The organism is Nonomuraea sp. NPDC049725, assembly GCF_040674795.1.
Lineage (GTDB): Bacteria > Actinomycetota > Actinomycetes > Streptosporangiales > Streptosporangiaceae > Nonomuraea > Nonomuraea ceibae.
Map to the genome: position 1 here is coordinate 187,962 of NZ_JBFANJ010000015.1, position 24,731 is coordinate 212,692.

General features: G+C 73.1%; 23 protein-coding genes. 15 read left to right on the plus strand and 8 right to left on the minus strand.

Annotated elements, in window-relative coordinates:
* Positions 1-615: 615 nt before the first annotated feature.
* Complete coding sequence (locus AB0J53_RS33595) at positions 616-2,049, plus strand: LCP family protein (RefSeq protein ID WP_364179791.1); 1,434 nt, start codon at positions 616-618, stop codon at positions 2,047-2,049.
* Between the two features lie 123 nt (positions 2,050-2,172).
* Here the strand turns inward: AB0J53_RS33595 and AB0J53_RS33600 are convergent, their stop codons facing one another.
* Positions 2,173-2,781 carry a flavodoxin family protein gene (locus tag AB0J53_RS33600; RefSeq protein ID WP_364179793.1) on the minus strand — a complete coding sequence of 203 codons (609 nt, stop codon included), beginning with the start codon at positions 2,779-2,781 and terminating at the stop codon, positions 2,173-2,175.
* A 209-nt stretch (positions 2,782-2,990) separates the two neighbouring features.
* Here AB0J53_RS33600 and AB0J53_RS33605 point away from each other — a divergent pair, with 209 nt between their 5' ends.
* Positions 2,991-3,953, plus strand: coding sequence for an AraC family transcriptional regulator (locus AB0J53_RS33605; protein WP_364179795.1), 963 nt, complete (start codon positions 2,991-2,993; stop codon positions 3,951-3,953).
* Positions 3,954-4,057: 104 nt separating this feature from the next.
* On the opposite strand, the gene AB0J53_RS33610 is transcribed toward AB0J53_RS33605, so the two are convergent.
* Positions 4,058-4,750: a GH25 family lysozyme gene (locus AB0J53_RS33610; protein WP_219517295.1), complete on the minus strand. Its 693-nt coding sequence runs from the start codon at positions 4,748-4,750 to the stop codon at positions 4,058-4,060.
* Positions 4,751-5,017: 267 nt separating this feature from the next.
* Positions 5,018-7,054, minus strand: coding sequence for a spermidine synthase (locus AB0J53_RS33615; protein WP_364179798.1), 2,037 nt, complete (start codon positions 7,052-7,054; stop codon positions 5,018-5,020).
* A gap of 176 nt (positions 7,055-7,230) precedes the next feature.
* On the opposite strand from AB0J53_RS33615, the gene AB0J53_RS33620 reads away from it, so the two are divergent.
* Positions 7,231-8,589 carry a S8 family serine peptidase gene (locus AB0J53_RS33620; protein WP_364179800.1) on the plus strand — a complete coding sequence of 453 codons (1,359 nt, stop codon included), beginning with the start codon at positions 7,231-7,233 and terminating at the stop codon, positions 8,587-8,589.
* 7 nt (positions 8,590-8,596) lie between these two features.
* Here AB0J53_RS33620 and AB0J53_RS33625 read toward each other — a convergent pair whose 3' ends face one another.
* Together AB0J53_RS33625 and AB0J53_RS33630 are read right to left on the minus strand one after the other, a co-directional pair.
* Entirely contained in the window at positions 8,597-9,319 is a 723-nt protein-coding gene (locus AB0J53_RS33625) for an ABC transporter permease (protein WP_219517298.1), read from the minus strand.
* Entirely contained in the window at positions 9,319-10,059 is a 741-nt protein-coding gene (locus tag AB0J53_RS33630) for an ATP-binding cassette domain-containing protein (protein ID WP_364179802.1), read from the minus strand. Before AB0J53_RS33630 ends, AB0J53_RS33625 begins: the two co-directional genes overlap by 1 nt.
* A gap of 66 nt (positions 10,060-10,125) precedes the next feature.
* Between AB0J53_RS33630 and AB0J53_RS33635 the strand changes: the two genes are divergently transcribed.
* On the plus strand, positions 10,126-10,728 hold the full coding sequence (locus tag AB0J53_RS33635) for a TetR family transcriptional regulator (protein ID WP_364179804.1): 603 nt from the start codon (positions 10,126-10,128) through the stop codon (positions 10,726-10,728).
* Here the strand turns inward: AB0J53_RS33635 and AB0J53_RS33640 are convergent.
* Positions 10,725-11,048, minus strand: coding sequence for a DUF4190 domain-containing protein (locus AB0J53_RS33640; protein WP_364179808.1), 324 nt, complete (start codon positions 11,046-11,048; stop codon positions 10,725-10,727). The genes AB0J53_RS33635 and AB0J53_RS33640 overlap by 4 nt on opposite strands.
* An 86-nt stretch (positions 11,049-11,134) precedes the next feature.
* Here AB0J53_RS33640 and AB0J53_RS33645 point away from each other — a divergent pair, with 86 nt between their 5' ends.
* Both AB0J53_RS33645 and AB0J53_RS33650 read left to right on the plus strand, forming a co-directional pair.
* Positions 11,135-11,599 (plus strand): nitroreductase family deazaflavin-dependent oxidoreductase, encoded by a 465-nt coding sequence (locus tag AB0J53_RS33645; protein WP_219517302.1) that lies wholly within the window; start codon positions 11,135-11,137, stop codon positions 11,597-11,599.
* A 55-nt stretch (positions 11,600-11,654) separates the two neighbouring features.
* A complete protein-coding gene (locus AB0J53_RS33650) occupies positions 11,655-12,452 on the plus strand; it encodes an ion transporter (protein ID WP_364179810.1) in 798 nt (265 codons plus the stop codon).
* 33 nt (positions 12,453-12,485) lie between these two features.
* Here the strand turns inward: AB0J53_RS33650 and rpsD are convergent, their stop codons facing one another.
* The gene (rpsD, locus tag AB0J53_RS33655) at positions 12,486-13,100 is read right to left on the minus strand and encodes a 30S ribosomal protein S4 (protein ID WP_219517313.1); all 615 of its coding nucleotides are present in this window, start codon (positions 13,098-13,100) and stop codon (positions 12,486-12,488) included.
* A 77-nt stretch (positions 13,101-13,177) separates the two neighbouring features.
* On the opposite strand from rpsD, the gene AB0J53_RS33660 reads away from it, so the two are divergent.
* Together AB0J53_RS33660 and AB0J53_RS33665 are read left to right on the plus strand one after the other, a co-directional pair.
* Positions 13,178-13,879, plus strand: coding sequence for a DUF2470 domain-containing protein (locus tag AB0J53_RS33660; RefSeq protein WP_364179812.1), 702 nt, complete (start codon positions 13,178-13,180; stop codon positions 13,877-13,879).
* A gap of 73 nt (positions 13,880-13,952) precedes the next feature.
* Positions 13,953-14,492, plus strand: a complete 540-nt coding sequence (locus AB0J53_RS33665; RefSeq protein WP_364179814.1) for a hypothetical protein — start codon at positions 13,953-13,955, stop codon at positions 14,490-14,492.
* 36 nt (positions 14,493-14,528) lie between these two features.
* Here the strand turns inward: AB0J53_RS33665 and AB0J53_RS33670 are convergent, their stop codons facing one another.
* Positions 14,529-15,704, minus strand: coding sequence for an ROK family transcriptional regulator (locus AB0J53_RS33670; RefSeq protein WP_364179816.1), 1,176 nt, complete (start codon positions 15,702-15,704; stop codon positions 14,529-14,531).
* Positions 15,705-15,846: 142 nt separating this feature from the next.
* Here AB0J53_RS33670 and zwf point away from each other — a divergent pair, with 142 nt between their 5' ends.
* The 7 genes from zwf to AB0J53_RS33705 all read left to right on the plus strand — a co-directional run bounded on the left by zwf (position 15,847) and on the right by AB0J53_RS33705 (position 24,643).
* A complete protein-coding gene (gene zwf, locus AB0J53_RS33675) occupies positions 15,847-17,331 on the plus strand; it encodes a glucose-6-phosphate dehydrogenase (RefSeq protein ID WP_219517378.1) in 1,485 nt (494 codons plus the stop codon).
* On the plus strand, positions 17,328-19,262 hold the full coding sequence (edd, locus tag AB0J53_RS33680) for a phosphogluconate dehydratase (RefSeq protein ID WP_364179819.1): 1,935 nt from the start codon (positions 17,328-17,330) through the stop codon (positions 19,260-19,262). Before zwf ends, edd begins: the two co-directional genes overlap by 4 nt.
* The gene (locus AB0J53_RS33685; protein WP_364179821.1) at positions 19,238-20,224 is read left to right on the plus strand and encodes a glucokinase; all 987 of its coding nucleotides are present in this window, start codon (positions 19,238-19,240) and stop codon (positions 20,222-20,224) included. The genes edd and AB0J53_RS33685 overlap by 25 nt, the downstream gene beginning before the upstream one ends.
* A gap of 64 nt (positions 20,225-20,288) precedes the next feature.
* Complete coding sequence (locus tag AB0J53_RS33690) at positions 20,289-20,900, plus strand: bifunctional 4-hydroxy-2-oxoglutarate aldolase/2-dehydro-3-deoxy-phosphogluconate aldolase (protein ID WP_364179823.1); 612 nt, start codon at positions 20,289-20,291, stop codon at positions 20,898-20,900.
* Between the two features lie 43 nt (positions 20,901-20,943).
* Positions 20,944-21,627 carry a class I SAM-dependent methyltransferase gene (locus AB0J53_RS33695; RefSeq protein WP_364179825.1) on the plus strand — a complete coding sequence of 228 codons (684 nt, stop codon included), beginning with the start codon at positions 20,944-20,946 and terminating at the stop codon, positions 21,625-21,627.
* 27 nt (positions 21,628-21,654) lie between these two features.
* Entirely contained in the window at positions 21,655-22,050 is a 396-nt protein-coding gene (locus AB0J53_RS33700; RefSeq protein WP_364179827.1) for a hypothetical protein, read from the plus strand.
* A gap of 631 nt (positions 22,051-22,681) precedes the next feature.
* Positions 22,682-24,643: a protein kinase gene (locus AB0J53_RS33705; protein ID WP_364179829.1), complete on the plus strand. Its 1,962-nt coding sequence runs from the start codon at positions 22,682-22,684 to the stop codon at positions 24,641-24,643.
* The last annotated feature ends 88 nt before the right edge of the window (positions 24,644-24,731 follow it).

The following is a 24,731-nucleotide window of genomic DNA, read 5'->3' on the forward strand; positions in this document are numbered from 1 at the left end:
CGCGCCAGAGCTCCCCGCGGCGGTGACACGCCGCCCCCGGCCCGGCGAGCCCCCCAAGCCCCCTCCGGCCCCGGAAACCCTCCCGCAGGGCCCGGGACCCCTCCCGCAGGGCCCGGCAGCCCGCCCCCCGGCCCCGGCCCCACCCCGGGCGGTCCGGCTGCAGGGCGGGACGACACCCCACGCGGCCGGGGCGACACGCCCCAAGGCCGGGACGACGCCGCCCGCAGCCGGAGTGAGGCGCCGCCCGAGCATGGTGAGACGTCCGCCAGGCGGGGCAGGACGCCCTCCGGGAGGGCCGGATCTGCCTCCGGGAGAGGCGGATCGGCCTCCGGAAGGGCCGGGACCCGTCCCGGACGCGGCAGGGGCCAGGCAGGCCGCGGCAGAGGCGGCGCCGGCGACCCGAACGCGGACCCGGCCGGCCCGGACGGGACCGGCCGGCACGGCCAGGACGAGACCGCGGGCCGGGGCGGCGCGAGTGCACGGCAGGGCGCGGCGGGCGCGTTCTCGCGGATCGGCGGCGGCCTGCGCGGTGGCTCACGGGGCGGCTCACGGGGAGGCTCGCGGACGGGTGGCGGGAGCGCGCCGCAGTTCGCCAAGCCGCTCTCGCTGGGCGGCGTGCTCGGCTGGACGCTGCTGTCGGCCGTCCTGCCCGGCGCCGCCCACCTGCGCACCGGGCGCCGCCGCACCGGCCTGATCCTGGTCTCCTCGTACGCGGTGCTGCTGCTCGCCCTGCTGGCCTTCGGCCTGGTGGTGTGGAACGACCCCACCGCGGCCACCATGTTCGCCTCCCCCGGCTGGCTCCTCACTCTGACGATCGTCTCCGGCGCGTGCGCGCTCGCGTGGTTCACGCTCGTCGCCTTCTCGTACGCCGCCCTGCGCCCCGCCAGGCTGGACCGGCAGGGTCAGATCATCTCCGGCATCCTGGTCGGCGTGCTGTGCGTGGCGGTCATGGTGCCGTTCGGGTACGGGGCCAACGGGGTCCAGGAGACGAAGAACACGATCACGCACATCTTCCGCCCCGCCTCCAGCGACCCGGACGCGCAGCCGGTCAAGGAGGAGGACCCGTGGAACGGCAGGGACCGGGTCAACTTCCTGCTCATCGGCGGTGACGCGGCCGGCAACCGGACCGGCATGCGTACCGACAGCATGAACGTCGCCAGCGTGCACATCCCGACGGGCAACACGGTGCTGTTCAGCCTGCCGCGCAACCTGCAGCACGTGCGCTTCCCCCCGACGTCGCCGCTGCGCAAGGTGTTCCCCAACGGCTACATGGCCGAGCTGCCCGGCGGCGGCCTGCTCAACGAGGTCTGGCAGTACGCCAACGACCACCCGGAGCAGGCCGGGGGCAAGAACAAGGGGCCGCGCGCGCTGATGGACGCCATCGGCTACACGCTCGGCCTGAAGATCGACTACTACGCGCTGATGAACATGTACGGCTTCGCCGACCTGGTGGACGCCATCGGCGGCCTGAAGATCCGCGTCGAGCACGACGTGCCGTGGGGCGGCACGTTCGGCACGGCGGGCACGATCAAGGCGGGTTACCGGACGCTGACGGGCGAGCAGGCGCTGTGGTACGGCCGGTCCCGGGTGGGCAGCGACGACTTCTCCCGCATGGGCCGCCAGCGCTGCGTCATCGGCGCGTTCGCCCAGCAGGCGACGCCGGACAAGATCCTGGCCAACTTCACCAAGATCGCCGGTGCGGCCCGGCGGATGGCGGAGACGAACATCCCGCAGGAGCTGCTGCCGCCGCTGCTGAACCTGGGGCTCAAGGTCAAGGATGCGCGGATCAGCAGCCTGCAGTTCGTGCCGCCGGGGTACTGGCCGGGCAGCCCGGACTGGGCGAAGATCCGCAAGGCGACGGACCGGGCGATCAAGGCGTCGACGCGGCCGGCCCGCCGCGCCCAGGCCGCGGACGTGGCCGCCTCCCCCGGCGCCCCGGCGGTCACCCCGACCCCGTCGCAGTCGGTCACGGCCAAGCCGTCGCAGACGCCCACGCGCAACAACCAGAAGGCGGAGGCGCAGTCCCTGGAGGAGCTGTGCGGCTTCTAGCGCCGAACCGGCCCCCGGCCTGACACCGGGGGCCGCGCGGCTCGTCCGCCGGGGCCCGAGTTCAGGCTCGCGGCCTGACGGCGGGGCCCGGGCCGGCATCGGGGCTCAGGGCCGGTCGTCGCGTCAGGCGGCGGACGCGACGCGGAGTCCGGCCGTTACAAGAGACGCCTGGCGGGCGACACGGGCGCCGAGATGCTCGGCGGTGGCGACATCAGCGGGGTGAACGGTGTCGACACCGCCGTCCAGCGGCGTCTGAGCTCCGGCACCGCCCCAGAAGCCAAGGCGGTTGAGGTCGTTCTCGGAGGCGGTGGTGGAGTTCCAGCCGGGGGCAAGGCCGAGACTGATCCACAGCATGCGGTGCTGGGCGGCGAAAGTGGCGAAGAAGGCGAGCGTGCCGGCCTTGTCGCCGTAGATGGAGGCGGAGTTGGTGAAGCCGGCGGCGAGCTTGTCAGCCCAGCGGCCTTCCGAGAAGCGGCGGCTGGTGGCTTCGGCGAACGCGTGGAACTTGGCGGACGCGCTGCCCATATAGGTGGGTGAGCCGAAGACGATCGCGTCGGCATCGTCCAATCGCTGCCACTGTTCGTCTCGAATGGTGTCCACCGGGATGAGGCTGACGTCGGCGCCGGCGTCTGCCGCGCCCCGCCGTACGGCCTCGGCGAGGACGGCGGTGTGCCCGTATCCGGAGTAGAAGGCGACGGCAACCGAGGGAGCCGGGGCAATGAACTCAGGCAAGTCAACTCCAGTGGTGTGGATGCGGGCCGGATGCTGTGGCGGACAGACGACGGGTGGAGTTCCCGGCCTGCGGAGGGACCGCGGCCGATCGCTTCGGGCCCTGTCCTCTGCCCACGTGCTGCCCGTGTGCTGTTCACGCTACGGCGGCTGGTCAGGACGGAGGAACGTTAATCGTCTTGCTTTTATGACTGAACGTCTAGGATTGCGAGATGGATGCCCTCGATGATGTCCTGGCGGCGGGAGCTGTCGAGGACTCGCGGTTCGTGAGCGTGGAGGCCCGTGGAGCCTGGGGGATCTCCTTCAAGTCGCCCGGCGCCTCGTACGTGATGATGATCAAAAGCGGGCGCTGCTGGTGGCAGCCGGACACGGGCGCCGCCCCGGAGCTGCTCGCCCCTGGCATCTGCTTTCTGGTCCGGGCCGGCTCCGAGTTCATCCTCGCGGACGAACCGGGGCGATCTCTGGTCAGCTGCGAGAGCCTTCTGGCGGCCGGGCGGGGACCTTCCGTGCGTCACGGCACAACGGGACCGGCGACGGAGATCGTCTCGGCCCGGTTGTCCTTCGACACGAGTGTCGCCGAACCGCTACTGGAAGTGCTGCCTCCCGTGCTGCGGCTCGATCCCGACAACTCGGCCGGTGACGCATTGCGCTCCACCTTCAAGCTGCTGGAACAGGAGCGGATTCGCTCCGGTTTCGGTGCCGAGTTTCTCATGAGCCGCCTGGCGGATGCCCTCTTCGTGTACGCCCTTCGTACCTACGTCTCGTCGCCCGCCAAGAGCTCGTCCGGATGGCTGTCCGCTCTCAGCGACCCGCAGCTCGAGCCGGCACTGCGGGACCTGCACTCCGATCTCGCGCATCCGTGGACGGTCGGGGCACTCGCGTGCAGAGCCGGGATGTCGCGGGCGGCGTTCGCCGTGGCGTTCAAACGGAAGACAGGCGAATCACCCATCAGCTACCTCACCTACTGGCGCATGCACCGGGCCAAGACGCTGTTGCGTGACACCGAGGCGAGTTTGCAGCAGATCGCCCATTCGATCGGATATGACACCGACGCCGCTTTCAGCCGGGCGTTCCGCCGGCACGAGGGCATGGCACCCGGCACATGGCGACGCCACCGGGCCGGTGACCAGGACGGATTGGAAGTGGATCAGGTGAGTGATCCACTTCTGGGATGATCTTTGCCTGGACCGCGACCGGAAGGCCGCGGACGCCGAAGAGCGGCCGCGCGTCGCGCGGCCGCTCTCTCAGGGGGCGGATGGTACGGGTCCCGGCCCGGGGGTCACTTCGCCGGGCGGCCCAGGGCGCGGAGCTGGTCGACGGTCAGCGCCGAGACGTTCTGGTCCACCGGGTCGTCGGAGTACTGGTGGATGGCCCAGGACTTCCAGTCGGCGGGCGGCGTGACGGTGCCCTTGGCCTTGCCGTAGTTGGCGACCCAGAGCGGGTACGCGCCCAGCCCGGCGCCGTGCTCCTCGGCGAAGGACTGGCTGCTGTAGAACAGCGGCGTGACGCCGGTCTTGGCCTTCACGTGCGCCAGCCACTTCTTGGCCCAGGCGTTGACGTGCGCGGACGGCATGTCGTCGGTGACCTCGAGGTCGAGGGCGAGCAGGTCGCCGGCCTTGGCGGGCTGGCTGTCGACCGCCGCGAGGAAGAAGTCCGCCTCGGCGATGGGGTCGTTGGCGGGGTGCCCGAAGTGGTAGGCGCCGCGGACAAGCTTGTTCTTGTCCATTTCCTTCCAGTGGCGGGCGAAGGTCGGGTCCTTGAAGTCGACGCCCTCGGTGGCCTTCACGATGCCGAAGTCGGCGCCGCTGGCGGCCCAGTCGTGCGCGGGCTGGTAGTTGGAGACGTCCTGCCCGTAGGGGAGGTCGGCGGGGACGGCCATGGCGGGGCCGGCGATGCCCACGGCCGTCACGGCGGTGGCCATGGCCAGCAGCGCGCTCTTGCGGAACTTGCGCAGGTTGCTGGTGATGGTCATGCGGTATTTCCTCCTGGATGTGGACAGCATGCGTCCGCGTGGACACGCGGAGCTACTGCGGGACACCTCGACGGGGCGCGTGGGCCACTGCGGAAGAAGAGGTGCTGGATGATCGAGCCGCCGGGGTCGCTCGGTCACCGGGGACATCGCCGCGCGGAGCCGGACTCATGGGCGCTCAGGTGGTTACAACCACGAGGCTACCCCAAACATTCCCAAAAGCCCAGGTCAAGCCATAAGTGCCCCGGCAAACCCGGCCCCGTGGGGGTTTCAGGCAAGTGCCCGGCGGGGCAACAGGGCGAACGCGCCGAGGTAAAGGACGGCGGCCACGATGAGCAGCCCCTGATAACCGATGACGAGCGCGAGGTATTCCAGGCAGCCGCCCACCATGGCGCCCAGGAGGTTGGCGCCGAAGGAGGTGGTGGCGTCGGCGGAGTCGGCGAACCGCTTGGCGAACACCACGTTGGCCGCGAAGATCGGCAGGAACGCGACGGTCACGGCGACGAGGGCGCGCAGCGGCAGCGGGAGCGACAGCAGCCACTGGTTGGGCACGAGCCAGGCGAGCACGAGCCCGCCGAGCAGCACCGCGTACATGACCGGCAGGGGCGGGGTGCGGAAGCGGCGGGTCACCTCGACGGCGGCGAGCACGGCGACGAGCACGCCGGCGAAGACGATGGCGTTGACCACCCAGGTGGTGCCGAACAGCAGCGCGAACCCGGTCACGCTCTTGGTCTCCAGCAGCAGGAACGCCACGCCGAGCAGGAACAGGTCGGCGTACGGGCGCATCCGGCGGTAGGGGCCGGCGACGAGGCGGACGGCGAGCAGGCTGACGATGAGGATGAGGCAGAGCGTGATGATGTAGATCGGCGGGATCGTGCGGTCCTTCAGGTAGAGGAAGGGCCGGTCGTCGTCGGCGGGCGGCGGGCTGGTGGCGGCGGCGCCGGGCCATTCGACGGCGCAGCGCTGGGCGGCGGGGGTGTCGCCGGCGGTGATGACGGCCTGCTGGCCGCGGATGCTGACCACGTCGACGCAGGGCTTGTGGCCGAAGGCGCTCTGCACGGTGCTGGCGAGCCGGTCGACGAGCCAGGTCTCGCGGTAGAAGTTGTACATGGAGAAGGCGCCGCCGGGCTTGAGGTGCTCGCGGGCGGCCCGCATGGCCTCGACGGTGAACAGGTAGCTCTCCAGCCGCAGCGAGCTGGCCCCCGACACGAGCGTGAGGGAGTCGGGCAGGGCGAACAGGATGAGGTCATACTTCTTGCTCGTGTGCTCCAGGAAGGCGCGCCCGTCGGTGACGTGGGTGGTGACGCGCGGGTCGGAGTAGGGGCGGTCGGGGTGCACGGAGCCGCCGAGCTCGCGCAGCTTGGGGTCGATCTCGACGGCGTCGACGTGCTTGGCGCCCTTGAGCAGCGCGATGGCGACGTCGGTGCCGCTGCCCGCGCCCACGATGAGCACGTCGTCGGGCGCGGCGGCGGCCCGCTGGTAGGGCAGCCCGTACTGGCCCTCCCACTGCAGGCGGGCGGCGGCGGGCGAGGCGAGCTGGTGCGGGATGCCGTTGACGGCGATGTCGGTGGCGGGGACGCCGAGCACCTGCATCGCCCGGGTGGTGACCTTGTAGTAGGGCGACCAGATGGCGTCGGCGGTGAGCGTCTCGGCGAGCAGCAGGCCGACGACGGCCAGCGAGGGGACGACGACGAGGGCCGCATAGGGCAGGCGGGGGCGGGGCACGAGCAGGATCGCGTAGCAGACGGCGGCGATCAGGCCCCAGAACACCGGCGGCGCGCTGAGGAACGACAGCGCGGTGAACGCGGCGATGCCGGTGAGGCTGCCGATCAGGTCGTAGCGGTAGGCCTCCAGCCGGGGCAGCTCGGGGAAGCAGCGGCCGACCAGCTCGGCGGGGCCCATGAGGATGACGGCGGCGGCGCAGAAGATGACCGGGAGGATGGCCCAGGCGGGCGGGCCGGTGGTGCCGAGGCTGGTCCAGTAGAGGACGCCCTCGGTCTGCCGGTCGACGGTGACCGGGAAGGTGAGGACGACGAGCACCAGGCCGAACAGCACGAGCGGCGAGTAGTAGGGCTGGCGGCGGGAGCGGCCGACGCGCAGGAAGCCCAGGCCGATGCCGAGGAACGAGCCGAGCAGCACGAAGTTGGTGAAGTAGCTCAGGTGGACGATGTTGGAGCCGGTCCACCGGATCAGGGCCAGCTCCAGGAAGAGCATGAAGGCGCTGGCGAGGACGAGCCTCGGGCGCACCGCCAGCCAGTGGTCGCTGGTGCCGCCGCCGTCGACCGCCTTCTGCGCCTGAAGCGTCATGCTGACTCACGGTAGTGAACGATCGTCCCGGACGGAAGCCTGAAAGGCCGAGAACAATCTTCGTGTACTAAGCGGCTTTTACGGCGTTTTAGCAGGTCAAGTCACGGTGGACGTGGCGCGGCGGATGCAGGAATGTGGAAAGGTTCGCTTCGTCAGACCCCCCGGTGGTGACTCTCATGCGTGTGCTCATCCAGCTTCGCCCCTCACCCGATCTGGTCGCGGCCGTCGCCGATCCCGGCCGGCGCGCCACGACCGCCGACGTCGCCGACGGCCTGCCCGGTGTCGAGCTCGACACCGAGTTCACCCCCGTGGCGCTGCCCCGGCCCGTGCCCGCCACGGGCGGCGACCCGCTCTCGCTCAACCAGCCGCTGCGCTTCTCGCTGGCCGCCGAGGACGCCTCGGTGCTGGTGCGCGGCACGATCTCCGACGACGAGCGCGCCACCCGGATGGCGCTGCTGCCGACGCTGCGGCCCGACGTCGTCGGGGTGTTCGCCGACCCGGTCATCGAGTCCTCGCCGCTGTGCGGCGGCGACCGCCCCTCCGGCACCTGGCACGACGTGGAGCGGCTGCTCAACGTGCCGAGCCTGCACGCCGAGGGCCTCGACGGCTCGAACGTTCCCCTGGCCGTGCTCGACACGGGCATCAACCTCGCCCACCTCACCCGGCGGCTCGGCCGCCCGGTCGCGCTCGACGCCGAGCGGAGCTGGCGCCCGGCGGGGGTGCCCGACAGGCCGGGCGAGTCGGAGGTCGACCACGGCACCATGTGCGCGTTCGACGCGCTCCTCGGCGCGCCGCAGGCGCGGCTGCTCGACCTCCCGCTGCTGCGCTCCACCCGGCCGGGCGGCTCGGCGCTCGACGGGCTGCTGTCCGACGCGGTGGCGGCGTTCGCGCACCTGCGCACGGTGATCGACGCGCAGCCCGCCGGGTCCAAGGCGCTGGTGGTGAACAACTCGTGGGGGTCGTTCTCCCCCGAGTGGGACTTCCCCGTGGGGCATCCGGGCAACTACTCCGACAACGGGGCGCATCCGTTCAACCTGATGATCGCGAGTCTCGACGCGGCGGGCGCCGACGTGGTGTTCGCGGCGGGCAACTGCGGGCGCGAGTGCCCCGACAGCCGCTGCGCCTACACCGAGCGGCCGATCTCGGGCGGCAACTCCCACCCGAAGGCGCTGTCGGTCGGCGGCGTCGACGTCAACGGCGTCCGGGTCGGCTACTCCTCCCAGGGGCCGGGGCGGCTGACCGCGCGCAAGCCCGACGTGTGCGCCTACACGCACTTCGACGGGTCCGGCGCGTTCGGCGACGGCACCCCCGACTCGGGCACGTCGGCGGCGGCGCCGGTGGCGGCGGGCCTGGTCGCGGCGGTGCGCACCCTGTGGCCCGCCACCCGGCTGTCGCCGTCGCAGCTGCGCGCGCTGCTGCGGCGGACCGCCGAGGACCGCAGCGAGGTGGGGTTCGACTACGGCTACGGCTACGGGATCGTCGACCCGGCGGGCGTGCTCGCCTCGCTGCGCCGCCGGGCCAGGAGCGCGGCCTGATCCCCCGTCAGGCGGCCCGTTCGCCGAAGACCCGGGTGCCCACCAGCAGGCCGATCGCGGCGAACGCGACCGCCACGGCCACGCCGGTGACCACCGTGGCGGAGGCGTAGCGGCCGGCGAACAGCTCGCGCAGGGCCTCCAGCACGTAACGGAACGGGCTGGCGTGCGACAGGGCGTCCAGCCAGCCCGGCGCCATCGACATGGGCAGGAACGAGCCCGACAGCAGCACGAGCGGCACCACGGCCGTGCTCATCACGGGCGCGAACAGGTGCTCGTCCATCGTGAGCGCGATCGCGTACGACAGCGCGGCCAGCCCGGTCCCGAGCACGACGACGAGCGCGAGGCCCGCCGCCAGCCCGGCGAGCGGGGCGCGCATGCCGAAGGCGTAGCCGGCGGCGACCAGCAGCAGCGTCTGCGCGACGAGCGTGACCGCGTTGCCGAGCACCCGGCCGAGCAGCAGCGACAGCCGGCTCGCCGGGGTGACGCGCAGCCGCTCCAGCACGCCCGAGCGCCTGTCGAAGACCACGCCGAAGCCGGCCAGGCCGGTGCTCGTCAGCCCGAGCTGCACGATCAGCCCGGGGACGAGCGTCTCCCAGGTGCCGATCGTGACGAAGATCGGCCCGAACAGCAGGAGGAACAGCAGCGGCTGGACGGCGCCGAACAGCACCCCGGCCTTCTGCCGCAGGCTCGCCCGCACGCTGTGGCGGAACAGGATCCAGGTGTCGCGCATCAGACGCCCGCCTCCTCGGCCAGCGGCCTGCCGGTGACGTCCAGGAACACCTCGTCCAGCGTGCGCCCGCCGGTCTTGAGCGCGGCCGGGGCGCCCTCGGCGACGACGCGGCCGTGGTCCATGATCAGCAGCCGGTCGCAGAGGGCGTCGGCCTCGTCGAGGTAGTGGGTGGTGAGGAAGACCGTGACGCCGCGCTCGGCGCGCAGCCGGCGGACGTGGTCCCACAGCGCGGCCCGGCTCCGCGGGTCGAGCCCGGTCGTCGGCTCGTCCAGGAACAGCAGCACGGGCCGGTGCGCCAGCGCGAACGCGATGTCGAAGCGGCGCCGCTGCCCGCCGGACAGCGCGCCGCCCGGCCTGTCCTCCAGTCCGGTCAGGCCGAGCAGCGCCAGCGACTCGGCGGTCCCGGCCGCCGCCTCGGCCCGGCTGAGCCCGTACAGCATGGCCTGGAGCAGCAGTTCCTCGCGCAGGGGGGCGGCGGGGTCGACGCCGCCGGTCTGCGAGACGTAGCCGACGCGGCGGCGCACCTCGCGCGGGTCGGCCAGCAGGTCGTGGCCGGCCACGACGGCGGTGCCCGAGGTGGGCCTGAGCAGGGTGGTGAGCATGCGCATGGCCGTGGTCTTGCCGGCGCCGTTGGGGCCGAGGAAGCCGACGATCTCGCCGGGTTCCACGGACATGGTCAGGTCGGCGACGGCTGTCGCGCCGCCGTCGAAGGTCTTCGTCAGACCGGTCGTGTTGATCACTTCATCGCCTCCAAAATTAGAGTAACCACAAATTTGGAGTCACTGCAATTTGGGTACGATGGCGGCATGGGGTTGCGGGAGCGGAAGAAGCGCGAGACCCGGCAGCGCATCGCGGACGTGGCGATGGGGCTGTTCGCGGCGCGCGGGTTCGACAGCGTGACCGTGGCCGAGGTGGCGCGGGCCGCCGACGTGTCGGTCAACACGGTGTTCAACTACTTCCCGGCCAAGGAGGACCTGTTCCTCGACCGGCGCGACTGGACCGAGGGCAGGCCGGAGGAGGTCGCGCGGCGGCGCGAGCCAGGCGAGAGCGTGGTGCGGGCGTTCCGGCGCGACGTGCTCGACGCGATCGCCACGCGGAGCTGGCGCTACGGCTTCAACGAGGGGGCCGAGGTGTTCGACGCGCTGGTGCGGGCCAGCCCGTCGCTGCTGGCCCGCATCCGCGAGATCCAGGACGAGCGCGAGGAGGCGCTGGCGGCGGCGCTCGATCCCGACGGGGACGACGTCACGCCGCGGGTGGTCGCCGCGCAGATCCTCGGCGCGACCCGCGCGCTGTCCGGCTACGCGGTGCGGCGGATGGCCGCCGGTGAGCCGTGGAGCGTGATCGAGCCCGCGCTGAAGAAGCAGACCGAGCGGGCGTTCGACCTGCTGGAGCGGGGCCTGGGCGGCTAGAGGGAGCTGGAGACGCCGCCGAGCAGCGCCATGCCGCCGAAGAAGACGAACATGATGGCGTAGAGGCCGACGACCGCCAGCATGAGGCAGGTGCTGACGATCCCGCAGATGCGGCCCGCCTGGATCATGCCGCGGTTCTCGTAGATGTAGCCGCTGGAGTCGATCTCACGCAGCGCCTTGGTGCCCATGTTCCAGGCGAACGGGCCGAGGATCGCGCAGACCACCAGGCTCAGGATGCCGAGCACCAGGATCGTGGTGCCGTTGGGATGGGTCTGCGGCGGCGGGCCGTAATAGGAAGGGCCGTAGTTGGGATAGGACATCGGCGCTCCCCCGTCGGCTGGCGAATAGGCAGGATTTATACCACAGAGCGAGACGGCGCCGCAGGTGATCAAGCTAGACTCCGCGCATGATCAAGGCCCTCTCCCAGAAGCTCGCGGGCTCCGCCTGGTTCTCCCAGGCCGGGCCGCGGCTGATGCGCGCGTTCGACCCGGTGGCGCGCAGGCTCGCGGGCAGCCGCATGACCGAGCGCGGGCGCATCCCCGCCCTGCTGCTGACCACGACCGGGGCCAAGTCGGGGCTGCCGCGCGCCGTCCCGCTGGCCTGCCTGCCGGAGCCCGGCGGCGCGCTGCTGGTCGTCGGCAGCAACTTCGGCGGCCCCCGCCACCCGGCGTGGACGGCCAACCTGCTGGCCCGGCCGCAGGCCACGGTCCGCTTCGGCGGGCGCGAGTTCCCGGTCACCGCGTCGCTGCTGACCGGCGCGGAGCGCGCGGAGGCGTGGCCGCGGCTGGTCGCCCACCAGGCCGTGTACGCGCGCTACACCGAGCGGTCGGGGCGGGAGTTGCGGGTGTTCCGGTTGATTCCTACGGATTGATCGTTTTGCGGGAAGATGGGCGGGACCGCCGCCGTCCCCCGAGGAGCAGCACCCCGTGCGTGAACGCACCCGCGCCGTCCTGGCGCACCGGCGTTTCCAGCGCTTCATCGTCGCCGTCATCCTGATCAACGCGGCCACGCTCGGTCTGGAGACGGTGCCGTCCGTCGTGGCGGGGTACGGCGACCTGCTCACCGCCGTCGACCACGTGGCGCTCTACATCTTCGTGGCGGAGCTCGCGGCCAAGGTGTACGTCGAGCGCGCGGACTTCCCGCGCGACCCGTGGAACATCTTCGACACCGTGATCGTCGCCATCGCGCTCGCGCCCGCCACGGGCGGCCTGTCGGTGCTGCGCTCGCTGCGCATCCTGCGCGCGCTGCGCCTGCTGTCGGTCGTGCCCAGCCTGCGGCGGGTCGTCTCGGCCCTGCTGCGCGCCATGCCCGGGATGAGCTCGATCGTGCTGCTGCTCTCCCTCGTCCTGTACGTGGCCGCCGTCCTGGCCACCAAGCTGTACGGGAACACCGCGCCGGAACGGTTCGGCACGCTGCCCACGTCGCTGTTCACGCTCTTCCAGACGATGACGGGCGACGACTGGGGCAACATCGCCCGGGAGGTGATGACCCGTCACCCCACGGCGTGGATCTTCTTCACCATCTTCATCCTGGTCTGCACGTTCGTGGTGCTCAACCTGTTCATGGCGGTCGTGGTGAGTGCCATGGACGAGGAGTCGGCCGCCGAGCTGGCCGAGCTGGAGGACGTCTCGGCGGCCTCCACGCAGCGCATCCTGGACGAGCTGACGGCGCTGCGCCAGGAGGTGGCCGAGCTGCGCGGCCGGCTCACGCCGGACCGCGGCTAGACCGGCCCGGCACGGGCCGGCCCGGCCGGCGCGTCAGCGGGAGTAGAACTCGACGACGAGCTGCTCGTCGACCGGGACGGCGATCTGCTCACGTTCGGGGCGGGAGACCAGCGTGAACGTGAGGTTCGCCAGGTCCGCCGACAGGTAGGCGGCGGTCCGCTCGTCGGCGTGCACGCCCTCGGCGGCGGCGACGAACGGCTGCATCCGGCGCGAGCGCTCGCGCACCGAGACGACCTGGCCCGGCTTGACCAGGTAGCTGGGGATGTCGACCTTGCGGCCGTCGACGGCGATGTGGCCGTGCGCGATGTACTGGCGGGCGGCGTAGATCGACGGCGCGAGCCCGGACCGCAGCACGAGCGAGGCCAGCCGGGTCTCCAGGATCGTGACCAGCTCGGCGCCCGAGGCGCCCGGCTTGCGGACGGCCAGATCCCAGTAGCGGCGCAGCTGCCGCTCCGACACGTCGTAGTACCAGCGCAGCTTCTGCTTCTCCATCAGCCGCAGCCCGTAGTCGCCGCTGCTGCGGCGGTTGGTCTTGCGGCCGTGCTCGCCCGGCGGATAGGGGCGCTGCTCGAAGTAGCGGACGGCTTTCCTGGTCAGCGGCACGCCCGCACGACGTGACAGTCGCACCTTGGGACCGGTGTAGCGCACGTTCACCTCAATGTGGTTAGGTAGTCCTTACTTAGGTGAGCCTAACCTACTATTCAGTGTGATCTCAAGGAGGCGTCATGCTCCCGATCCCGGAGCGGATCCGCACCCTCGCCGCGACCGCCAGCGTCGCCCGGCTGTCCGTCGACGGCGCCCCCTCCCCCGCCCGCGGCGGCGTGGACGAGCGTGGCCGCCCGGTGCTCCTGGTCCGCCCCGGCGAGGCGCTGCACGGGCTGCGCGACGACGCCGTGGTGGCCGTGAACCTGACCTCGATGCGCCGCCTGGGCGACGTCGAGCACCCGCGCGGCCTGCTGGAGGTGCAGGGATGGGCGCAGCCCGTGCCCGAGCGCGAGGCCCGCGCGGCGGCGGTCGCGGTGGCGGCCGCCGACCCGGACGAGGCCCTGTTCGACGCCCTTGAGCAGTACGGCAGGCCCGGCGCGCCCCGGCTGCTGCGGCTGGACGTGGGACAGGTCGTCTACCTGACGGGCCAGGAGTCGGGCGTGCTCGACGCCGACGAGTACCTGGACGCCCGGCCCGACCCCCTGGCGGAGACGGCCGAGCGGGTGCTCGCGCACGTCAACGCCTGCCACCGGCCGCAGCTCGCCAGTGGCGTGTCACGGCAGCTCGGCGAGCCGGCCGGCGACGTGTGGCTGTGGGAGCTCGACGCCTTCGGCGCCACCGTACGGGCCGACGGGGCGCTCATCCGCTTCCCCTGGCCCGCCCCGGCGTCCGGCGTCCGCGCCCTGGAGACGGCGCTGAACGGGCTGCTGTGCGCCTGCTGATCGAGTGCGTACTTGATCACGATTGTCACGTACGGGCACTGCCGGCCCCCAGGCGTGACTATCATCTGCCCCTGTGGGACAGACGGAACGGCGCGGGCGAGCCCTGCAGATCGCCGCGGCGCTGACCGGGACGGTCATGGTCGCGCTCGCGGGCGTCCTGGCGGGCGGCGGGCTGACCGGCGCCTCGCTCACCCAGGCGGGCATGCCCGACCTCGGCGGCGACGTCCCGGCGCACCGGAGCGGGATGCTCGTGTCGGTGCCCACGCGGGTCCCGGCGGCGCAGCCGACGCGGCGCGCCCCGGCCGGCAGCACGCCGCCCCACGCCCGCGTGGCGGCCACGCCCGCCTCGCCCGACGCCGGCCCCACCGAGCGGGTCCCGGCGCGGGTGCGCCGCTCCGGCGAGCCGACCCGGCGGCCGTCCGCCCGCCCCACGGCCGTGGCCCCGGCGCCGGACCGCTCAGGCCCGGTCACCGAGGCCGACCGCTCCGGCTTCCCGGCGGCCCAGCCGCCGACCGGCGTCACGACCCCGCGGCCCGGCCGCCGCACCCGCACGCCCGCTCCCCCGCGGCAGCCCCAGGACCGCGGCGACATGCGGTTGCGCGGTCACCGCTAGCGCCCCGCCCAGGACACGCCGGCCGGGGTCGCGCCGTCAGCGGACCGCGAGGCTCTCGTCGACCGCTTCCGGCGACAGGACGTGGTCGAGGACCATCACCGCGCAGCCGCTGATGCCGGCGCTCGCGCCGAGGCGGCTGGGCTCGATGCGCAGCCGCCGGGTGGCCAGCGCGGTGGAGCGGCGGTAGACGACCTCGCGGATGCTCGACACGAGCGGCCCGAACGCCTCGGCCATGTCGCCGCCGAGCACCACGACCGACGGGTTGAGGATGTTGACCGCCCCGGCGAGCACCTCGCCGATGCGCCGCCCGGCCTCGCGCACGATGGCCATCGTCTCGGCGTCCCCGGCCCGGACCAGGGCCGTGACGTCGGCGATGGCCTTGACGTCCTTCCCGGCCTCGCGCAGCTCGCGCAGCAGCGCGGTGCCGCTGGCCACCGAGTCGACGCAGTCGATGTTGCCGCACCGGCACAGCACGCCGCCGCCGTCGCGGACCGGGATGTGGCCGATCTCGCCGGCGGCGCCGAGCGCGCCGCGCAGGATGCCGCCGCCCGCGATGACGCCGGCGCCGATGCGGGTGGAGATCTTGACGAACATGAGGTCGCCGAGCTCGGGGTAGACGCCCCGGTGCTCGCCGATGGCCAGCACGTTCACGTCGTTGTCGACCAGCACCGGGACCGGGAAGCGGGCCCGTACCAGGGGCGGGATGACCACGCCTGTCCACGACGCCATGACCCGCGCGCTCTCGGTGCGGCCCTGGGCGAACTCGACGGTGGCGGGCATGCCCATGCCGACGCCCCGGACGCACTCGCGCGGCCGGTCGCCGAGCAGGTCGTCCCAGGTGTCCATGACCAGCGGCAGCACCACGTCGGGGCCCTGCTCGACGTCGATGGCGAAGTCCTGCCCGGCCAGCTCGCGGCCGGCCAGGTCGCAGACGGCGACGCGGGTGCGGCTCGCGCCGAGCGCGGCCGCCAGCACGACGCCGCCGGAGGCGTTGAACTCCAGCCGCACGGGCGGCCGCCCGCCGGTGGAGGGGGCGTCGGTGCGCTCGACGACCAGGCCGCGTTCGAGCAGCTCGCCGACGCGGAGCTGCACCGCGGGCCGGGACAGGCCGGTCACCCGGCCGAGGTCGGCCCGGGTGACGGCCTCACCGGTGCGGATGAGGCGCAGCACCTCGCCACTCGTGGCGAGGCTAGCGGCGGTACGTCGTGCCATCGGCCAAGTGAACCACAGAGCCTTGTGTCATGAAAAGTCACGACTTTTTCATCTCGAATACCAAAACTACGGTTGTGCACGACCCAAACTCTGGCTAGTGTCCGTTCTGTCCATTGCTTGGTAGATCATCGGAGTTCTCCTCGTGTCCCCCCTTGCGTCCTCCCCGGCCTCTTCTGCCTCCCACACGGCCGATCTCGTCGTGTTCGGCGGCACCGGCGACCTGTCCATGCGCAAGCTGCTGCCCGCGCTCTACCACAGCGACCGGGACGGCCGGCTCTCCCCCGAGACCCGCATCATCGCCCTGTCCCGGGGCGGGCTGACCGACGCCGACTTCCGCGGCAAGGTGGACGCCGAGGTACGTGACCAGGTGCCGGCCGACGACGACGCCGGATGGCAGCGCTTTCTCGGCCGGTTGCACCACCTGACGGTCGACGTGGGCGGTGACGACCGGTCCGGCTGGGCCGCGCTGGGCGCCATGCTGGCCGGGTTCGAGGGCCGTGACCGGGTGTTCTACCTGGCCAGCCCGCCGATGACGTTCGGCCCCTTCTGCCGGGAGCTGGAGCGCGAGGGCCTGGTCACGCCGCAGTCGCGGGTGGTGCTGGAGAAGCCGCTGGGCCGCGACCTGCCGAGCGCGCAGCGGATCAACGACGAGGTCGGCGCGATCTTCGACGAGCGGCAGATCTACCGCATCGACCACTACCTGGGCAAGGAGACCGTGCAGAACCTGCTCGTGCTCCGCTTCGCCAACGCCTTCCTGGAGCCGATCTGGAACTCGCTGTGGATCGACCACGTCCAGATCACGGCCGCCGAGACCGTCGGCACGCCGGGCCGGCGCGGCTACTACGACCAGGCCGGCGCGCTGCGTGACATGGTGCAGAACCACCTGCTGCAGCTCCTGACGCTGACCGCGATGGAGCCGCCCGCCCGCAACGACCGCGAGGCGATCCGCGACGAGAAGGTCAAGGTGCTGCAGTCGCTGCGCCCGATCGCGGGCACCGAGGTCGACCGCTTCACCGTGCGCGGCCAGTACACCGAGGCCGCCGGCATGCCCGGCTACCTGGACGAGCCCGGCTCCACCCCGCCCACCGAGGCGTCGGCCCGGGTCGAGACGTTCACCGCGATCCGCGCCGAGGTGAAGAACTGGCGCTGGGCCGGGGTGCCGTTCTACCTGCGCACCGGCAAGCGGATGCCGCAGCGGCGCTCGGAGATCGTGGTGCAGTTCAAGGACGTGCCGCACTCCATCTTCCCCGGCGGCACGCCGAACCGGCTGGTGCTGCGGCTGCAGCCGGAGGAGGGCATCGAGCTGCACATCATGGCCAAGGAGCCCGGCGCGGGCGAGGTCATGCTGAAGCCGGTGCCGCTCAGCCTGAGCTTCGGCAAGACGTTCACCGCGCGCGTGCCCGAGGCGTACGAGCGGCTGCTCACCGACGTGCTGGCCGGCAACCCGACGCTGTTCATGCGCCGGGACGAGGTGGAGGCCGCCTGGCGCTTCATCGACCCGATCCTGCAGGCGTGGGAGGCGTCCGCCGCCCTGCCCGAGCCCTACCCCGCCGGGTCCACCGGACCCGCGGGCGCCCACGAACTGCTCGGCCGCAGCGGTCGCGCCTGGCACGAGGAGGAAGCGTGAACACCGTCATCCAGGAGATCACCGACCGGATAGCGGCGCGGAGCGCCCGCAGCCGCGCCACGTACCTCGAGCGCATCCGCCGCGACGGCGAGGCCGCCCGCGCCAAGGGCCCGGCCCGCGCCCACCTGGGGTGCGCGAACCTGGCGCACGGCTTCGCCGCCGCGCCCGCCGAGGACAAGCCCGCCCTGATGGGCTCGGCCAAGCCCGGCGTCGCGATCGTGACGAGCTACAACGACATGCTGTCGGCTCACCAGCCGTACGAGACGTACCCGCAGGAGCTGAAGGCGGCGGTGCGCCGGGCGGGCGGCGTGGCACAGGTGGCGGGCGGCGTGCCGGCCATGTGCGACGGCATCACGCAGGGCCGCGCCGGCATGGAGCTGTCGCTCTACAGCCGTGACGTGATCGCCATGTCGACGGCGATCGCGCTGTCGCACGACATGTTCGACTCGACGCTGCTGCTGGGCGTCTGCGACAAGATCGTGCCGGGCCTGTTCATCGGCGCGCTGCACTTCGGCCACCTGCCGGCGATCTTCGTGCCGGCCGGGCCGATGACCTCCGGGCTGCCGAACAAGGCCAAGGCGCGCACCCGCCAGCTGTTCGCCGAGGGCAAGGTGGGCCGGGTGGAGCTGCTGGAGTCGGAGTCGAAGTCCTACCACTCCCCCGGCACCTGCACCTTCTACGGCACCGCGAACTCCAACCAGGCGCTGATGGAGGTCATGGGCCTGCACCTGCCCGGCTCGACGTTCGTCAACCCGCACACCGAGCTGCGCCACGCGCTGACGGAGGCGGCGGGCCGCCGCGCCGTGGAGATCACCGCGCACGGCTCGGAGTACACGCCGATCGGCGAGCTCGTCGACGAGAAGTCCGTGGTGAACGCCTGCGTCGCGCTGCTGGCCACCGGCGGCTCCACCAACCACACCATGCACCTGGTGGCGATGGCCGCCGCCGCGGGCATCATGCTGACCTGGGACGACCTGGCCGACCTGTCGAAGGTGGTGCCGTCGCTGACCAAGGTCTACCCCAACGGCCAGGCGGACGTGAACCACTTCCGCGACGCGGGCGGCATGCAGGTGCTCATCGGCGAGCTGCTGGACGCGGGCCTGCTGCACGCCGACGTGCTGACCGTGGCCGGGCCCGGCCTGGACCGCTACCGCTCGGCGCCCGCGCTGGAGGACGGCGAGCTGGTCTGGTCGGAGCTGACCGAGAGCACCGACCTGGACGTGCTGCGGCCGGTGTCGGCGCCGTTCTCCTCCGACGGCGGCATCCACATGGTCTGCGGCAACCTGGGCAGGGCCGTGAGCAAGGTGTCGGCGGTCAAGCCCGAGCACCTGGTGATCGAGGCGCCCGCCAAGGTCTTCGACGACCAGCTCGACCTGCTGCGCGCCTTCGAGGCGGGCGGGCTGGACGGGCAGGACTTCGTCGCCGTCATCCGCTACCAGGGGCCGAGCGCCAACGGCATGCCGGAGCTGCACAAGCTGACGCCGCCGATGGCGGTGCTGCTGGACCGGGGGCAGCGGGTGGCGATCGTCACCGACGGCCGCATGTCGGGCGCGTCCGGCAAGGTGCCGGCGGCGATCCACCTGTCGCCGGAGGCGGCAGACGGCGGGCCGATCGCGCTGGTGCGCGACGGCGACGTCATCCGGCTCGACTCGGCGGCGGGCACGCTGGAGCTGCTGGTCCCGGCCGAGGAGCTGGCGCGGCGGACGCCTGGCGGCCGCCCGCTGAGCGACGCGCAGTGGGTCGGCACCGGCCGCGAGCTGTTCGCCGCGTTCCGGCGCATGGCCGGGCACGCCGAGCAGGGCGCGGGCATCTTCGGCGTCAGCGGCGCCGAGTCCGCCGACCACGGCCCCGGCCTGGGCTTCCCCGCCGGGTCCGGCAACTCGCACCTGGAGTCCGGCGTGGCGACGTGGCCCGCGGCGGCCGGCCGGTGAAGGCGTTCGACCTGCCCTGGCTGGTCGCCGACATCGGCGGGACCAACGCCAGGTTCGGCCTGGTGACCGAGGTGGGCGCGCCGCCGTCGCGGGTCGCCGTGCTGCCCGGGTCCGCGTACGCCACGCTGCCCGAGGCCGTGGACGCCTATCTCGCCGAGCACGGCGAGGGCCTGCGGCCGGGGGCGGCGTGCCTGGCCGTGGCGGGCCCGATCGACGGGGACCGCTACCGGCTGACGAACTCGCCGTGGGCCGGTTCCGTACGCGATCTGGGGGTGCCGTTCGCGGCGCTGCTCAACGACTTCGAGGCGCTGGCCGTGTCGCTGCCCCACCTGGGCGGCGCCGACCTGGTGCCGCTCGGCGGGCCGGAGCCCGCGCACGGGGTCAAGGCGGTGCTCGGCCCGGGAACGGGCCTGGGCGTCGGCGCCCTCGTGCCGTCGGGCGACGGGTGGATCCCGCTGCCGGGCGAGGGCGGGCACGTGACGGTGCCGGTGTCCGGCGAGCGGGAGCTGGAGATCGTCCGCGTGCTGCGCGCCGAGGGGCTGGAGCAGGTGGTCGCCGAGCACGTGCTGTCGGGGCCCGGCCTGGTCCGGCTGCACCGGGCGCTGGCCCGGGTGAACGGGGTGCCCGCCGTGGAGGCGACGGCGTCCGGGATCGTGGCGCGGCTCGACGACCCGCTGTGCGCGGAGACGGTCGAGGTGTTCTGCGGGATGCTGGGCAGCTTCGCCGCCAACACGGCGCTGACGCTCGGCGCCCGGGGCGGGGTCTACCTGGGCGGCGGAGTGCTGCCCCGTATCGTGGAACGGGTGTGCGCCAGCAGCTTCCGCACCCGGTTCACGACGAATCCTGACATGTCCACATATCTGGAAGCCATCGCGACCACGCTCATCGTCGCGCCGCAACCGGCGCTGACCGGCGCGGCCGCCTGGCTCGCCCAGCGCGCCGCCGTCGACCTGGCCGCGTGAACGACAGGCCCGCGTGCGGGCCGTGATCCCGGGGCCGCCGCCCCGGGGAGGGGAAACCAATCCAATGAGCCTGCTCGATCTCGCCCCCGTGATCCCCGTCGTGGTGATCGACGACGCGGACACGGCCGTGCCGATGGCCCGGGCGCTCGTCGCCGGCGGCCTGCCGGTCATCGAGGTGACGCTGCGTACGGCTCCCGCGCTGGAGGCCATCGCCCGGATCGCCGCCGAGGTGCCCGAGGCCCGCGTCGGCGCCGGCACGATCCGCACGTCCGACGACATCGCGGCGTCGCTGGAGGCCGGGGCGAAGTTCCTGGTCTCGCCCGGCACGACGCTCACCCTGGTGGAGGCCCTGGACGCCAGCGGCCTGCCGTACCTGCCGGGCGCGGCCACCGCCACCGAGGCGATGGCGCTGGCCGAGCGCGGCCTCAAGGAGCTGAAGTTCTTCCCGGCCGAGGCCGCGGGCGGCGTGCCGTACCTGAAGTCGCTGGCCGGGCCGCTGCCGGACGTCCGGTTCTGCCCGACGGGCGGCATCCAGCCGTCGACCGCCGCCTCCTACCTGGCGCTGCCGAACGTCGGCTGCGTCGGCGGCAGCTGGCTCACCCCGGCCGACGCCCTCGCCTCGGGTGACTGGGCGCGCATCGAGAAGCTCGCCTCCGAGGCCGCGGCCCTGCGATAACGGGCCCCGATTTCTGTCGGTGGCGGCTGGGAGGATCGCGGTCATGACCCGACTCATGACCGCGATCACCGGCTACTGGGACGCCGCCGCCGGGGCGTTCGACGACGAGCCCGACCACGGCCTGCGCAGCGACCGCACGCGGGCGGCCTGGGACCGGCTGCTGCGCGCCTGGACGCCCGCCGCGCCGGGAGGCGTCCTCGACGTGCTGGACGTGGGCTGCGGGACCGGCTCGCTGTCGGCCCTGCTGGCGGGGGCCGGGCACCGGGTGACCGGCGTGGACGTGGCGCCGCGGATGGTCGAGCTGGCCCGCGCCAAGCTGGCCGCCGCCGGGCTCACCGGCCGGTTCGCAGTGGGCGACGCGGCGTCGCCGCCGACCGGCGACGAGCGCTTCGACCTGGTGCTCTGCCGCCATCTGGTGTGGACGCTGCCCGACCCGCACGCGGCGCTGCGCGCCTGGGCCGGCCGGCTGCGGCCGGGCGGGCGGCTGCTCCTGATCGAGGGCCGCTGGGGCGACGGCGACGGCGGCGGCTACGTGGGTGGCGCCGAGGCACTCCCCTGGAACGGCGGGGTCACCGCCGCCGACCTGGCCGCCGCCGTACGACCGCTGGCCGGCGACGTGCACGTGGAGCCGCTCAGCGATGACCCCGACCTGTGGGGCGGACCGGTGAGCGACGAGCGCTACGCCCTCGTCGCCGACATCCGGGGCGACGACGGAGACAGCGTGTGAGAGGGCCGGGCGGGTCATAATGTCCGGGTGGCCCTGGAAACAGCCGCCCTCGGGCTGGGCAAGGTGGTCGGCACCCGCGCTCTGCACACCTGGCTCACCTCCCGGGCCGGCGCCGAGAGCCGAGGCAAGGACCTGGTCGAGCTCATGCGGTCGCGCTTCCCCGACCAGCTCGTCCGCCGCAAGGCCGAGCGCCAGATCGAGGACGTCGCCGACGCGGTGACCGCCCGGGTGCTCAAGGTGTGCGCGCACGAGTTCGCGGGGCTGGGCGACGACGACCGCGTGGTCGTGCTCGCCGAGGTCACCGCCACCCTGGCCCGCGCCGACCTGTTCCCCTTGACGGATCTGCCCCAGTTGCGCCGCTTGTCGCTGGTGGAAGCCGCCCCGGCTCGGACCTCGCGCCCCTGGCCCGACTCAGGCACCTGACCGTCTACGTCTGCTCGACCACTACGGCATCCGGCGTCCCCAGCCGAAGGTCCGCTGCCTGCGAGAGAAGCCCCCGATGCGTCGGGGGCTTCTGCTGTGCCGTGCCACGCGACCTGGCTACGCTCACCGATCGGACTGCGACCCCTCCTCGCCTCACTGACGCGGCCACGTCGCCGTCGCACGACCCGGCCATGGCTCCATCTCACTACTGCGGGTGGCTTCCCTCCCCGACCTGATCCGACCGTCTCTCCCTCTCCCCGATCCGGCAAGGCCGTTCCGTGGGCAGCCGGCCAACAGGGCGGCGCGCGGCGGAGTCGCGCCCAGGGAAGGCGACCGAGCGGAGCGAGGGCCTTTGCGGGATCGGGCGGGGCCCGCTGATGGGGAACGGCCGAGGGGCGGTGAGGCCCTTCGGCGCAGGGAAGCGCCCGAGCCTGGCGGAGGAGCCGCAGCCCCGGCGAGGTGGGCGTTTGCGTGTACGCGCAGATCATCGAGCTGGGGGTGCCGCGCCCGCCCGGCAGCCGGTGATACCGAGGCCGCCGCACCGCCACCGAGCGGTCGCTTCCTCCGTTAGAGTCTGGGGTGACATGGTCGGTTGGTCGGCAGGGATGACGACGGCGAGAGGACAGCGACGTTGGGGCAGCAGGGTCGCTCCGGCACTCCGCTGACGCCGGAGGATCCGCCGGCGATCGGCCCGTACGAGTTGCTCAGCCGGCTCGGCTCGGGCGGCATGGGCACCGTCTACCTGGCCCGTGGCGGCGACGGCGAGCAGGTGGCGCTCAAGGCGATCCGCCGTGACTTCACCGCCGACGCGGTCTACCGGGCGCGCTTCCACGAAGAGGTGTCCAACGCCCGCAAGGTCGCCTCGTTCTGCACCGCCCGCGTGCTCGACCACGGCGAGCACGACGGCGTCCTCTACCTCGTGACCGAGTACATCGACGGCGTCTCGCTGGAGGACCACCTCATCGAGCACGGCAGCCTGTCGTCGTCGATGCTCCACTCGGCCGCCGTCGGAGTCGCCGCCGCGCTCACCGCCATCCACGCCGCCGGGCTGGTGCACCGCGACCTCAAGCCCGCCAACGTGATGCTGACGCTGGCCGGGCCGCGCGTCATCGACTTCGGCCTGGCCCGCTCGACGCACGTCGGCTCCCGGCACACCAACGCCGGCATGGTGATGGGCACGCCCGGCTGGATCGCGCCCGAGCAGGTCTTCGAGGGCCGCACCAGCCCTGCGGGCGACGTGTTCGCGTGGGGGTCGCTGATCGCTTACGCGGGGCTCGGCGGGCATCCGTTCGGCGAGGGCGACGCGTACGTGATGGCGGCCCGTGCCCGCACCGCGCCGCCTGACCTGCGCGGGCTGCCCGCGCCGCTCGACCGGCTGGTCGCCGCGGCCATCCACCCCGACCCGGCGCGCCGGCCCACAGCCAAGCAGCTGCTGCTGGAGCTGGTGAGCGCGACGGACGAGCCGGCCGCGCAGCTCGCCGCCACCCGCCACCTCACCGACTCGTGGAACCCGGCCGAGTTCCCCCCGCTGGCCGCCGGGTCACGCCGTCCGGGCCCCCGCCCTGCGCCGCCGGGGCCGCAGCCGTCCCGCGGCCCGCAGCCTTCCGCCGCCCCGCACCGCCCACCGGGCCCGCAGGGGGCCCAGGGGCCGCAGGGGTCGTCGCAGGCGCCGCACGGCCCGCAGGGCGCGCAGGGGCGTCCGCCCGGGGCGCAGTCGTCGTCGCGGCACGGGGCCGCCCCGCCACCACCGCCGCCCGGGCACGGGTCCGCGCGGGGGCACGCGCCCCACCCGGAGCGCACCGGCCCCGTCCCGGCGTCCCATCTGGAGCGTACGGGCCCGGCACCCGTGCCTCCTGCCGAGCGCAGCGGGCCCACGCCCATGCCCCACGCCGAGCGCACCGGCCCCACGGCCATGCCGCACGCCGACCGTACGGGCCCGGTCCCGGGAGGGCAGCCGCGTGGCGACCGGACGCGGCAGGGGCCGATGCCGCACGCCGAGCGCACCGGCCCCGTACCGTCGTCCCTGCCGCACCCGGAGCGGACCGGCCCGGTGCCGATGGCGCCGCACCGTACGGGCCAGGGCCCGCTCCCGCCGCGCCCCTTCCCCAAGGCCGCGCGGACGGGCCGGAACGTGTTCACCGGCTGCATGACCGCCCTGGTGATCACGCTGGTGCTCATCGCGGTGCTGATCACGGTGCTCATCTGGATGTCACGCGGCCCCGCCGTGGGCGAGGACGGCGAGCCGGTGCGCGACGGCAAGCTGAGCTTCGCCGTCACGGCCGCCAAGTGCCCCGAGCCGGCCAGGTCCGCCAAGCGGCGCACCTGCCGGATCGCGCTGAAGGTGAGCAACGCCGGCCAGGACGCCCGCGTCCTCTACCCGGCGCAGCAGAAGCTCCTCGACGCCGACGACGGCGCCCACGACGGCTCCGGCCTGCTCGACAAGGAGGGCGCCGAGATTTCCCCGGTCAGCATCGGCCCCGGCAAGTCGTTCACCGGCACCCTCGTGTTCGAGCTGCCGCGCGACGCCGAGCCGGCGGGCCTGGAGCTGCACGACTCGGCCCTGAGCGACGGCGTCCGCATCAGCCTCGGCTAGGGGCTGTTTCTTAGATCTGATGACCGTTCGTGGTTGAGACGTCACGATGGGCATATGGGTCGTGGTGACTTAACGAACGCGGAGTGGG